The organism is Pseudoroseicyclus sp. CXY001 (assembly GCF_041714655.1).
Classification (GTDB): Bacteria; Pseudomonadota; Alphaproteobacteria; order Rhodobacterales; family Rhodobacteraceae; genus Pseudoroseicyclus_A.
In genome coordinates this window covers 2,199,981-2,211,913 of the sequence record NZ_CP168219.1, presented here as the reverse complement: position 1 = coordinate 2,211,913, position 11,933 = coordinate 2,199,981, and the positions used below count along the sequence as shown (strand labels likewise).

The 11,933-nt window shown below is 70.6% G+C and carries 9 protein-coding genes; 5 read left to right on the top strand and 4 right to left on the bottom strand.

Translation table 11 applies throughout. From position 1 onward, the window contains the following. Positions 1-7: 7 nt before the first annotated feature. Positions 8-1,156 carry a DUF563 domain-containing protein gene (locus tag ACAZ03_RS10760; RefSeq protein WP_373353462.1) on the bottom strand — a complete coding sequence of 383 codons (1,149 nt, stop codon included), beginning with the start codon at positions 1,154-1,156 and terminating at the stop codon, positions 8-10. A 119-nt stretch (positions 1,157-1,275) separates the two neighbouring features. Between ACAZ03_RS10760 and ACAZ03_RS10755 the strand changes: the two genes are divergently transcribed. Continuing rightward, complete coding sequence (locus tag ACAZ03_RS10755) at positions 1,276-2,619, top strand: GSCFA domain-containing protein (RefSeq protein ID WP_373353460.1); 1,344 nt, start codon at positions 1,276-1,278, stop codon at positions 2,617-2,619. A gap of 126 nt (positions 2,620-2,745) precedes the next feature. Next, positions 2,746-3,345 carry a superoxide dismutase gene (locus ACAZ03_RS10750; RefSeq protein ID WP_373353458.1) on the top strand — a complete coding sequence of 200 codons (600 nt, stop codon included), beginning with the start codon at positions 2,746-2,748 and terminating at the stop codon, positions 3,343-3,345. A gap of 518 nt (positions 3,346-3,863) precedes the next feature. Here ACAZ03_RS10750 and ACAZ03_RS10745 read toward each other — a convergent pair. The 3 genes from ACAZ03_RS10745 to ACAZ03_RS10735 form a co-directional block, all read right to left on the bottom strand. Further along, positions 3,864-4,751: an OmpA family protein gene (locus ACAZ03_RS10745; RefSeq protein ID WP_373353456.1), complete on the bottom strand. Its 888-nt coding sequence runs from the start codon at positions 4,749-4,751 to the stop codon at positions 3,864-3,866. Between the two features lie 134 nt (positions 4,752-4,885). Continuing rightward, positions 4,886-5,461, bottom strand: a complete 576-nt coding sequence (locus tag ACAZ03_RS10740) for a hypothetical protein (RefSeq protein ID WP_373353454.1) — start codon at positions 5,459-5,461, stop codon at positions 4,886-4,888. Positions 5,462-5,555: 94 nt separating this feature from the next. Next, a complete protein-coding gene (locus ACAZ03_RS10735) occupies positions 5,556-6,110 on the bottom strand; it encodes a TIGR00730 family Rossman fold protein (RefSeq protein WP_373353452.1) in 555 nt (184 codons plus the stop codon). Between the two features lie 121 nt (positions 6,111-6,231). Here ACAZ03_RS10735 and ACAZ03_RS10730 point away from each other — a divergent pair, with 121 nt between their 5' ends. The 3 genes from ACAZ03_RS10730 (at position 6,232) to ACAZ03_RS10720 (ending at position 11,929) form a co-directional block, all read left to right on the top strand. After that, positions 6,232-8,499 (top strand): LysM peptidoglycan-binding domain-containing protein, encoded by a 2,268-nt coding sequence (locus ACAZ03_RS10730; protein ID WP_373353450.1) that lies wholly within the window; start codon positions 6,232-6,234, stop codon positions 8,497-8,499. 221 nt (positions 8,500-8,720) lie between these two features. Next, positions 8,721-10,553, top strand: a complete 1,833-nt coding sequence (locus tag ACAZ03_RS10725; protein WP_373357070.1) for an ABC transporter ATP-binding protein/permease — start codon at positions 8,721-8,723, stop codon at positions 10,551-10,553. A gap of 278 nt (positions 10,554-10,831) precedes the next feature. Further along, a complete protein-coding gene (locus tag ACAZ03_RS10720) occupies positions 10,832-11,929 on the top strand; it encodes a hypothetical protein (protein WP_373353449.1) in 1,098 nt (365 codons plus the stop codon). The last annotated feature ends 4 nt before the right edge of the window (positions 11,930-11,933 follow it).

Genomic DNA, 11,933 nt, shown 5'->3' with positions numbered 1-11,933 from the left:
GGGGGCCTCAGTCGCTGTCGCCCGGTGCCGCCCCCTTCGGGCCTTCCCAGGGCTTGAAGCGGTGGCCGGCGGCCTCGGAGATCCGGTCGATCTCGGCCTCCAGCTCCGCCTCGGTCGGCTCGGCCCAGTCGGCCTTGCCCTCGATAAGCCCCGCGGCCATCAGCGCCTCTTTCAGCGCCGGGAAGTCCAGCTCACCCCAGCTCGTGCGGCTCGGCCGGTTGCCATGCGCCTCGATCCAGTTGCGCCTCAAATGGTTGAAGGCCGTCGCCTCCGACCCCTGGAAGGCCTTGATCTGGCGGGCGAAGATCTGGTCGAGATCGCCGTCGCGCCGGGCGATGACGCCCACCTTCTGCGCCTCGTCTCCGACCAGCGCCAGAAGGTGCAGGGGCGAGCAATCGACGCCGAGGATGACCCGCGCCGCGCGATAGGCGGCGATCTGTTCGAGATGGTTGTGCTTCTGGGGATGGTAGGCGGTGAAACCCTCCGCCGCCAGCCAGGCCTCCAGCCGCTCCTCGAAGAGCACCGAGCCGCGGGCGCCGGGCAGGGCGGAGCGGGAGATGTAGATCTTCTCGTCCCCCTCGGGCGGCACCTCCTTGCCCGCATGGGCGCGGATGAAGTCGCGGAATTCCGGCGCGCCCTCGATCATCTGGAACATGCCGAAGCCCTGGCGCGGCACGAAGAGCCGTTCCACCTGCGCCGGATCCTCGAGATTGCGCAGCGGCAGGTCGACGCCGAGCGCCTTGAGGAAGGGCTTGTAGGTCTCGGCCACATATTCGGGGCGGTTCTGGAACTTGGGCACGTAGAGCACCCCGTCGATCTGCCCTTTGAGCGCCTCCACCGCCCAGATCCGGCAGATGCTCTCCACCAGGAAATGCCCGAAATGCCCGAAGAGCGGCCCGAGGAAGAGCCAGCGCCCGGCGAGCTGCTCCACCTCGCCCTCCGGCATGGCGGGCGGCAGGGTGACGGCATTCGTCCCCCGCCAGGTGACGCCGTTCTCCACCGGCACGCCGTCGGCCGTGAGCACGCCGGAGCGCTGCACCGACTGGTTGGGCAGGCCCTTTTGCGGCGGCACCACATAGGCGCGCTCGAGCTCGGTGATATGCGCCGCGATGGAGCCGGAGATGTCCGGCACCGTGAAGGGATTTGTCTCTGCCATGCTGCTCGTCCTTGCCGGGGGGAGATTCCCCCTCTTCGGGCCCTCACATTCCATAGAATTTTGCCCTAATTTGGACATTGTAGAATGGAAGGTGGGATCGAAACACCGAAGAGACCGGCATGAGCAATATCGAGAGCACCCCAGCCACCAGCGTCCTCGCCCGGGCGCGCACCAATGCCCTGCGGCGCTTCCCCTCGCCGGAGAAGGATGGAGAGCGGCTCTATCCGCTCGCCTCGCCCTCCTGCTCGCCGACGTTCGAGATCAGCCGCGACGAGACGATCTTCGCCATCGGCTCCTGCTTCGCGCGCAACATCGAGCGGGCGCTCGACGGGGCGGGGATGCGGGTGCTGTCGCGGGAGTTCGACCTGGGGCAGATCGGCGAGAGCCTCGATGACGCCGCGAATTTCTTCAACAAATACTCGATCCACTCCGTCCTGAACGAGATCACCTGGGCGCTGGAGCGCGACAAGTTCCCCGGCGAGGAGATCCTCTATCCGGGCCCCAAGGGCACCTGGTTCGACGCGCAGCTCGGCATGGCGCGGCTCGACTTCTCGCCCGAGGAGATCCTCGCCTTCCGCCACCGCTATCTCGATGCGATGAAGGCGGTGGTGGAGGCGGATGTGGTGATCCTCACCCTCGGCTATGTCGAGACCTGGTATGACCGGAAGCTCGGGCTCTACACCAATGTCATGCCGCCCATGCAGGCCATCAAGGCCGAGCCGGAGCGCTTCGACTTCCGCGTGCTGAGCTACCGCGACGTCCTCGAGGGGCTCGAGGCGCTGCATGCCCTCCTGACCCGCTACCGGACGAAGCCGCTGAAAATGCTGGTGACGGTCAGTCCCGTGCCGCTTCTCGCCACGTTCCGTGACATGGATGTGCTGGTGGCGAACGCCTATTCCAAATCCGTCCAGCGCGCGGCGCTCGACGAGTTCCTGATCGGCAAGGAGGGCGTGGATTACTTCCCCTCCTACGAGTTCGTCACGCTCTCGGCCCCCGAAGTCGCCTGGACGCGGAACGACTACCGCCATGTGGCGCCGGAACTGGTCGACCGGATCATGTCCAACGTCCTCACCCGCTATCTGCCCGGCGCGGCGGAGGAGGGGGCGGACCCGGGCGCCGTGACCGGCGAGGGGCTGATCTCGTCGGCCAAGATGCTGAGCCGGCTGGAGAAATATCAGGATATCCTGGCGCTGATGGAGGGCAACCGGGCGCTGGCCGATGCCTCCGCCGAGGCGCTGATCCTCGAGGCCACGGCCGCCCGCCGCGTCGATGCGCTGGAGACGGCCTGGACCGCGCTTGCCAAGGCGACGGAGATCGACCCCTCGCGCCCCGATGCGCTCGAGCGGATGATCACCCTTTGCCGGCCGCTCCGCCGGCCCGACGAGGCCCGCGCCCTGATGGACCGGCACAGCGCCGCCTTCCCCGACAGAGCCGACTTCCGCGAGCGCGTCACCTGGCTCTGACGCTGCCGATTTCGCAGCGCGAAGATATGTCAGATCACACAGGCTGCGGCTCCGTGCGGCATTGACCTTCCGCCCTTCGGGGCCATGTTAGGGGCAACGTTCACGACTGCCGAAAGGAGCCTCAACATGGCTTTCGAACTCCCCGATCTTCCTTACGCCCATGACGCCCTCGCCGAGAACGGCATGTCGAAGGAAACGCTCGAATATCACCACGACCTGCACCACAACGCCTATGTCACGACCGGCAACAAGCTGATCGAAGGCACCGAGTGGGAAGGCAAGTCGGTCGAAGAGATCGTCAAGGGCACCTACCAGCCCGGCGCGGTTGCCCAGTCGGGCATCTTCAACAACGCCTCGCAGCACTGGAACCACAGCCAGTTCTGGCAGATGATGGGCCCGGGCGCCTCTTCCATGCCCTCCGAGCTGGAAAGCGCGCTGACCGAGAGCTTCGGCTCCGTCGATGCCTTCAAGGACGAATTCGCCGCCGCCGGCGCCGGTCAGTTCGGCTCCGGCTGGGCCTGGCTGGTGAAGGACACCGACGGCGCGCTCAAGGTCACCAAGACCGAGAACGGCGTGAACCCGCTCTGCTTCGACCAGACGGCGCTGCTCGGCTGCGATGTGTGGGAGCATTCCTACTACATCGACTTCCGCAACAAGCGGCCGGCCTATCTGAAGAACTTCCTCGATAACCTGGTGAACTGGGAAAACGTCGCCTCGCGCATGTGAGGCACGCCGGTTCGGCAGGAAAGGGCGCCCCGATGGGGCGCCCTTTTTCGTTGGGGAGTGGTGGGTTGGAAACCCACCCTGCGCGATGCGGAGCGGTTGTGACCTATGCCCCGCCGGGAGTTTGGCGACCGGCGAGGGTGGGGGGGGCGCGAGGGGGTGGGGGGGGTGAAGTCCGCCCGACGAGCTTTTCACCCTATCCCGACGGTCGTGCGGTTCCCCCGCCCGGTGCGCGCCGGAACGGCGCAGGGCGAGCGCCGGCCCGTCCCGCGGGCTGGCGCTCTGGTGAGGTCAGGCGCGACGGTGAGCGGGGGATCGGTTGCACCATAAAGCGCGCCGCCTCACCGGCAGGAGCGCCAACCCCCGGGCCGGCGCTCGCCCTGCGCGGTGAGGTTGGGAGGTGTGGCTGGCGGGGTGGCGGGTTGAAACCCGCCCTACGGGGCCGTCGCCCTTTAGGTTGGTGTGCGGACCCCCGACCGTGCGCGCCCGGCGCGGAGGGCTCGCCCGGACGGACCCCCCCCTCAGCGCACCACGATCTCCACCCGCCGGTTGAGCGCGCGGCCCTCGGCGGTGGCATTGGTCGAGACGGGCGCGAGGTAGCCCACGCCGGCGCCGGTCACCCGCTCCGCCGCCACGCCGAAATCGGCCACCAGCCGGTCCACCACCGCCTGGGCGCGGTTGCGGCTGAGGGCGAGGTTGTCTTCCAGCCCGCCGACATTGTCGGTATGGCCGACGACAATGATCGACAGCTCCGGCGCCCCGGCCAGCGCCTCGGCGATGACGCCGATGACGGGCAGCGAATCCTCGGTGATCTCCGCCGATCCGGTGGCGAAATGGATGTCGTAGAGGGCCATCCGCCCCTCGGCGGCCAGCGTGCTGGAGAGCCCCTCGGCATCGACCATCGCATTCTCGAAAGTGCCGCTTTCGACGACGTTCACGTTGACCCAAGTCGAGGTGACGATCACCTGGGCGTGGATCTCGCGCCCGTCCTCCTCCCGCGCCACGGTCAGGAAGGCGTGGTCGAGGTTGAGGAGCCGGCCCCAGGCGGTGGCGCGCAGGCGCCCGACGCCGCCGGTGCAGGCACGCTCGAGGCAGCTCACCAGCGTCTCGAAGCCCTCGGCCTCCAGCTCCTCTTCGTAGCTCCGCAACACCTGCAGGATCGAGACGCCCTCGGGCAGGTCATAGACCAGCCGCGTCACCCCGCCCTCGAAATCCTCGTAGGTTTCGGGGTCGTTGGAGACATACATCGTCTGGATGCCGTATTCCTCGATCTCGCCTTCCACGAGCGTCGCGCCGGCATAGCGGCCGATGGCGGGATGGTCGGCGAGGCCCTCGGCATCCTGGGCGGCAAGCGGGGCGGCGAGGGCGGCGAGAAGGGCAAGGAGGGCAGCGGGGAAAAGGCGGGTCATCAAAGGCTCCGGCGAAAAGGGCTTGAGGGTCGGGCGGCGGGAAAATTCCGCCTTCGCCCGCAGTCTAGCACGGATCGCTGCCCTTGGGGAAAGCCGCGCGGGACGCCGCGCCGGGCTCGGCAGAAGCCTGCCTGTCAGCCCTCGGCCGGCACCTGGCGGATCTCGATATCGTCGAGGGCCAGCGTGTTCGCCGTACCGTCGCCGAAGGCGGGCACCGGATCTTCCGGTGTCGCCCGGTTGCGGAGCCAGAGCGCATCGAAGGTCTCGCCGTCGAAGCGCAGGCGCGTGAAGGGGCCGGTGTTCTCGAAGGAGCCCTCGGCCACCGTCGCCCCGGCGCGCACCATCCGGTAGATGCCCGTCCGCGTCTCGAAATTGCCGTTGCCGAGGAGCAGCGTGACGCTCGTCATCTCGGCGCCGTCGGCCAGCGAGATGACCGTATAGCCGAAATCGGCGCCGTTCGGATACCAGGAGCGCAGGCCCTCGCGGCCCTCGAGCGGGATCTCGGTCAGGATTCCCTCGCCGGTGCCGCCTTCCTGCTTGATGCGGATGCCGCCTTCCTCCCATTCGGTCGTGTCGAGCACGGGCAGCGCCGCCTCCTCGAACCCGGCCGCATGGCTGCCGTAGGTATCGGCGGCGGCATGGTTGGTCACCTCGGCCGCGGCCGCGGCGGGCAGGGAGGCGAGAAGGCAAAGGGCGCAGGACAACCGCATGGGAGCACTCCGGCAAGCAACAGGGCGTTCCCCTTGTTTGACAGGCGATTGTGGCCCCATCTTGGCGCGGCGGGCGGTTTCGGGGGCGAAACGCTCAGCCGAGCGCCTCGGCCAGCGCCGCCTCCAGCGCGGCGAGCTCGGTAAAGGCGGGCACGCGGGTGGCGAGCGCCGGATCGGCGAAGCCCTCGTTGGCGATATGGCCGAGGAGGGCGAGCAGCGGCGCCCAATAGTCCTCCGGCCCGTAGAGGAAGATCGGCTTGTCATGCAGGCCCAGCGTCGCCCAGGTCAGCACCTCGAAGAACTCGTCGAGCGTCCCGGCGCCGCCGGGCAGGACGACGATGGCATCGGCGTTCATCACCATGACCTTCTTGCGCTCGTGCATGGTCTCGGTGACGACGAAGCTGTCGATATCGCGCTTGCCCACCTCGGCGCGGACGAGATGGAGCGGGATGACCCCGAAGACATTGCCCCCGGCCGCCTTCGCCGCGCTGGCGGTCCGGCCCATCAGCCCGACGTCCCCGGCGCCGTAGACGAGCCGCCAGCCGCGCCGGGCGATCAGCGTGCCGACGGCCTCCGCCGCCTCGGCATAGGCGGGGCGGGTGCCGTCGCGCGCGCCGCAATAGACGCAGATCGAGGCGGTCTGGGGCATGGTCTGCTCCGTTTCGGGCAAAAGATGCGGGGCTGCGAAGGGTTTTGACCGCCAATAGCCGCATTGCTATTGTCGCTCAACTGCACATGCGGCACGAGACCGCAGAGAATAGCCACGGGGGATGCGGGCCTTGCCCGGCACGAACAGACTGGTTCTCGCGGGCCTCTTCGGGGCCGGTGTCATTATCGCCGCGGTCACCGTCGGCTTGGGTGACCTGCGCTTCGGCGACGGCAGCCCTGCCGATGTGCCCGCCGGTCAGCCGGCGGCTGACGGATCTGCCCCTGCCGAGGCGGCGTCCGGAGACGGGGCGCCTGCGGCCGAAGCCGCGGCCGCGGCGGAGAGCGATGGCGCCTACGGGAGCGCGGCCTCCGAGAGCGCGGCGGGCGAGAGCGCGGCGGCCGCAGAGGCGGGCGCAGAGCCGGGGGCTCGCACACCCGGCGCGCCGACCATCGACACGCTGCTCATCGAGCCCGACGGCACGGGCCTCGTCGCCGGTCATGCCGCCGCCGGCGCCACCGTGCAGGTGCTGCTCGACGGGGCGCGGATCGCCGAGACCGTCGCCGACGCTGCGGGAGACTTCTTCGTCGCCCTCTCGCTCAGCCCCTCGACCGACCCGCGTGCCCTGTCGCTGCTCGCCGGCCCGGCGGGGGAGGAGCTCGCCTCCGACGCCACGATCCTCGTCGCCCCCATCGCCGGGCCCGATGCTGAGGTCGCCATTGACCTCGCCACCGGGCCCGATACCGAGCTCGCCGCGGCCGACGTCGGGATCAGGGCGGAGCCCGAGACCGGCGCCGAAGCCGGCGCCGATCCTCAGGCCGGCGCGGATGGCGGGGCAGGGGACCCGGCCGACCCGTCAGGCGCCTCCGATGCCGACGCCACCCCGCTCGTCATCGCCGAGCTGGACGCGCAGGACAGCGCCCCCCCGGGCGCCCTGACCGAGGGCGACGGCGGGGCAGACCCCGCCACGGGTGGAGAGGATCCGGAGACGGGTGCCGCCGAGACAGAAGGGGCCACGGCTGACGCACCGTTGGCGCCCGGCAACGGCACGGCCCCGGCGGAAGGCGCCGAAGCGGCCGATCCGGCCAGCCCGGCGGGTGATGCCTCCGGCGCCCCGGCCGCAGACGCGCCGGATGCCTCCACAGGCAGCGCAGCCGGTGACGCACCCGCCACCGACGCTCCCGACACCGGGGCTCCCGGCATTGCCCTGGCTGACGCCATCGATGCCGGAGTCGATGGCGGGGCAGACGGCGAGGCCGGCAGCGCATCTGCCGCCGATGCCTCGGGAGCTACCCCCTCCACGGACGCTGACGGCAGCGGCCCGGCGGACGAGACCGGCGCTGCCCCCGGGACCAGATCCGGAGCCTCGGCTGACGGTGAAACGGACCCCAGCGGTGGCGCAGTCGAAACCGCCGAGGGCGAAACCGGGGCTGACACAGCGCCCGGCACCGGCGAAGACCCCACCGCCGACCCCTCCGAAGCCACACCGCCCGAAGGCGCCGCCCCATCCGAGGGCGCCCCGACCGAACTCGCCACCCTGGCCCCCGATGCGGGCGCATCCGCCGGCACCGCAACGCCGGCCCCCGAGGCCGATGCCGCGGCGCCGGCCTCCGGCAGCGCGCCCGAGGCCGGTAGCACCGCCCCCTCAGCAGGCACCGCACCCGGCGCCGATGGCGCGATCGACATCGCCGCCGCCCCGCCGCAGGACGGCGCCGCCCCGGGCCGCGACGCCCCGGCCGATGCCGCCCCGCAGCCTGCGCCGATCCTCGACCCGCCGGCCCTCGCCGAGCCCGCCGCCGACCGGACGCCGCCGCGCGCCCCGGCGATGCTCGTCTCCGACGCGGCCGGCGTCCGCCTCGCCGCGCCCGCCATGCCGCCCGGCGCCGAGCACGACACGCCCGCCTCCGTGGCGCTCGACACGATCGCCTATGACGAGGCCGGCGAGGTCGTTCTCACCGGCCGCGCCTACGGCGGCGCCGAGGTGCGCGTCTATCTCGACAATGCCCTCGCCGGGCAGGCGCCGATCCTGCCGGACAGCGGCTGGACCCTGCCGCTCCGGGGCCTCAACCCCGGCGTCTACCGCATGCGCGTGGATCAGGTGGGCGACACCGGCGCCGTCCTCTCCCGCATCGAGACGCCGTTCCTGCGCGAGGATCGCGCACGCCTCGCCGCCGCGCTCGCCGACGAGGTGACGGACCCGTCCTTCACCGTGGCCATGCGCACCGTCCAGCCCGGCAACACGCTCTGGGCCATCGCCCGCGACCGCTACGGCGAGGGCATCCTCTACGTGCATGTCTACGAGGCCAACCGCGACCAGATCCGCGACCCCGACCTCATCTATCCGGGCCAGATCTTTTCCCTGCCGGAGCTCCCCGAGAACGCCAGCCCCTGAGGCGCCCGCGCCGGCGGTCCTCGCTCTTGTCATGCCCCCTTGGGTCCGGGAAGCCCGCGGGGGCAGACAGCCAGCGCCGGGCCCCTCAGGGCGCCCGGCAGCCCCCCGCCACCCCAAAATCCTTCCTCGAAGAATTTTGCCCCGCCCCGCCCGCCGCCGCCATCTCGCCCGCCCATCTGGAACTCTCGCTCCCGTGAGCCTACCTTCCTTCCATGCGCGGGATGGGCCGACTCCAGAAAACAGAGGCGAACCTCTCCGGCCGGCCCGTCGACGGCTGGTCGGTGATCCGCCGCACGGTGCCTTATCTCTGGCCGAAGGGCGAGACGGAGGTGCGCGTCCGCGTCGTCGCCTCCCTCGCCCTCATCCTCTTCTACAAGCTGATCAGCGTCGCGACGCCGCTTGTCTACAAATACGCCGTCGACACGCTCTCGGGCGAGGCGCCCTCCACCGGGCTGCTCGTCGGCTGGGGCGCCATCGGGCTGACGATTGCCTACGGGATCGCGCGGCTCTCGACCTCGGGCTTCCAGCAACTCAGGGATGTCGTCTTCGTCAAGGTCGGCCAGCGGGCGCTCAGGCTCCTCGCGCTCGAGACCTTCGAGCATATCCACCGCCTGAGCCTGCGCTACCACATCACCCGCAAGACGGGCGGGCTCTCGCGCATCATCGAGCGGGGGGTGAAGGGCGTCGACTTCCTCTTGCGCTTCGTTCTCTTCTCCATCGGCCCGCTCGTCCTCGAGCTCCTGATGATCTCCGTCGTGCTCTTTGTCCTCTTCGACGCGTGGTTCCTCGTCGTCGTCGGCGTGGTGGTTGCGCTCTATACCGCCTTCACCTTCAAGGTGACGGAATGGCGCGTGAAGATCCGCAAGGTCATGAACGACCAGGATACCGACGCGAACCAGAAGGCCGTCGATTCCCTCCTCAACTTCGAGACGGTGAAGTATTTCGGCGCCGAGGGCCGCGAGGCCGCCCGCTACGACGGCGCCATGCGCGCCTATGCCGATGCGGCGGTGACGACGGGCCAGTCGCTGGCCTTCCTCAACTTCGGCCAGTCGCTGATTATCACCTCGGGGCTGATCTCGGTCATGGTGCTCGCCGCCATCGGCGTGCAGCAGGGCACGATGACGGTCGGCGATTTCGTCGCCGTCAACGCCTACATGCTGCAGATCACCATGCCGCTCAATTTCCTCGGCACCGTCTACCGCGAGATCCGGCAGGCGCTGATCGACATGGCCGACATGTTCGGCCTGCTCGACCAGCCGCCGGAGGTGGAGGATGCGCCCTCCGCCCCCGCCCTCGCCGTGCGTCAGGGCCGGGTCGCCTTCGAGAACGTCTCCTTCGGCTATGGCGACGGGCGGCAGATCCTGAAGGGCGTCTCCTTCGAGGTTCCGGCGGGCGAGACGTTGGCCATCGTCGGGGCGACGGGCGCGGGCAAGAGCACCATCGGCCGGCTGCTCTTCCGCTTCTACGACGTGACCGGCGGGCGGATCACCATCGACGGGCAGGACATCAGGAGCGTCTCCCAGGAGAGCCTCCACGCCGCCATCGGCGTGGTGCCGCAGGACACGGTGCTCTTCAACGACAGCATCCGCTACAACATCGCCTATGGCCGCGAGGGCGCGCGCCAGGAGGATATCGAGACGGTCGCGCGCGCTGCCTCCATCCACCGCTTCATCGCCAGCCTGCCGCAGGGCTACGAGACGCAGGTGGGCGAGCGGGGTCTCAAGCTCTCGGGCGGCGAGAAGCAGCGCGTCGGCATCGCGCGGACGCTTCTGAAGAACCCGCCGATCCTTCTCCTCGACGAAGCGACCTCGGCGCTCGACACCGGCACGGAGCGCGAGATCCAGGGCGAGCTCAAGGCTATGGGCCGGGGCCGCACGGTGATCACCATCGCCCACCGGCTCTCCACCATCGCCGATGCCGACCGGATCATCGTGCTCGACGCCGGCGAGATCGCCGAGAGCGGCCGCCATGCCGAGCTCCTCTCCGAGAACGGCCTCTACGCCGCGCTCTGGACCCGCCAGGCCGAGGATCAGGGCACGCTCGCCGCCGAATAGCCGGCGCTCCGGTGACTTCAGCCGGCGCGCCCTATTCCCGCCTCCCGTCCGCCCCCCTTCACCCGCCCATGGCGCCCCCGTCTTTGCTCCGGAAACATCCTCGGGGGGAGCCGCCTGACAGGCGGCGGGGGGCAGACAGCCCCCCTCCCGCGCTCCACCGGCGCGCCGCCTGACTGGCCGTCCTCCGCCTCCCGGTCTTGCCGGCCAGCCGGGCTTCGGGCTAAGGAGGCAAGACAGATCGGCAGCCGGGCGGAGGTCCGGCGCCAGGGGGAGTGGCAGTGAGCAATCCGGACAGCTTCATCGACGAGGTCAGCGAGGCCTTGCGCCGCGACCAGTTCGCCCGGGCCTTCCGGCGCTGGTGGTGGGTCGGAGCCGTGATCGTCGTCGTCATCGTGGGCGGCGCTGCGCTCTACGAATGGCGCGAATTGCGCGCGCGCACGGCCGCTGAGGCGCTCGGCGCCGCGATGCTCGACGCGATGGACGCCGCCGAACCCGCCGAGCGCGTGGCCGCGCTCGATGCCATCCCCGCCGACGGCACCGCCGCGCCCGTGGTGGCCATGCTCGCCGCCGCCGAGGAGATGGTGGCCGAAGACCCGGCGGCCGCCGCCGATCGGCTCGATGCCATCGCCGCCATGCCCGGGCTCGAGACGCCCTATGGCGATCTCGCCGCGCTGAAGGCCGCCATGCTGCGCATCGGCACGCTGCCCGAGCACGAGATCCGCCAGCGGCTCGAACCCCTCGCCACCGCCGGCGCGCCCTTCCGGCTGCTCGCCGAGGAGCAGATCGCCCTCTCCGAACTCCGTGACGGCCAGGTCGAGGATGCCCGCGCCCGGCTCGGCCGCATCAAGGAAGACGCCGAGGCGCTGCCCTCGATGACGAACCGGATCGACGCGCTCCTGATCGCGCTCGGCGCCACCGGCCCGACCGCCGCCGAGGAAGAGGCCGGCGCCGACAGCGAGGATGTGCTCGCCGAAGAAACCCTCGCGGAGGAGCCTGTCGCGGAGCCCGCCTTGGAGGAGCCCGCCGTGGAGGAGGCCCCCGCAGAGCAGCCCCTCGTGGATGAGGCTCCGGCCGAAGAGGCCCCCGCGGCTGAGGCCCCGGCGACCGACGAGGCCGGCACTCCGACCGAAGAGGCGGCCCCGGCGGATGAGACCGCCGCAGAGGAGGCCCCGGCCGCGGAGGCCCCTGCGAGCCCCGATGCCGGCACTCCGGCCGAAGAGGTGGCCCCGGCGGACGAGGCCCCCGCAGAGGAGGCCCCGGCCGCAGAGGCCCCCGAGAGCCCCGATGAGGCCGGTACTCCGGCCGAAGAGGCGACCCCGGATGCGACCGCCCCCGGCGCGGACGCAGCGGATGCCGCCCCGGCGGAGGAGGGCTGAGCCG